1 protein-coding gene is annotated in these 480 nt (G+C 74.8%); it reads left to right on the plus strand.

The window, feature by feature from the left end:
• Positions 1-104 precede the first annotated feature (104 nt).
• The coding region (locus GM668_RS30320; RefSeq protein WP_211923485.1) for a hypothetical protein at positions 105-480 on the plus strand (376 nt) is incomplete at its 3' end.

Consider the following 480-nt stretch of genomic DNA (forward strand, 5'->3'; position numbering starts at 1 on the left):
CAGGGCGCGGCGCAGGAACTGTCGCAGGAACAGCGCCAGGCCGTGCTGGCCCAGGTGCACGCGTGGCTGCAACAGCCGGCCGCGCCGTCGCGGGAGCAGCTGTAATGGCCGCGCACCGCCGCTCGGCGCTGCTGCTGCATGGCCTGGCCGGCCATGACCGCGACTGGGTGCTGGCGCAGTTGCCGCCATCCGACCGCGCCGTGCTGGAAAGCCACCTGGCCGAACTGCGCGAACTGGGCATTCCTGCCGACCCGGCGCTGCTGCCTCCCGTCGAAGGTGCAGGCGCCGCCATGCCGGCCGGCGAACCGGCCTGGATGATGCGGCAATTACTGGCGCAAGGCCCTGCTGCGTGGCGCGGCGCGTGGCTGGCGACGCTGTCCCCGGGACAGCGCGAACGCGTGCTGTCCCAGCCTGCTCCCGCCCTGCGCCCGGCCGCCGCGCGCAGCCTGCGCCTGCATGCGGAACAGGCCGCGCGCCAGG

It is taken from the genome of Pseudoduganella ginsengisoli, assembly GCF_009720865.1.
GTDB lineage: Bacteria > Pseudomonadota > Gammaproteobacteria > Burkholderiales > Burkholderiaceae_D > Rugamonas > Rugamonas ginsengisoli.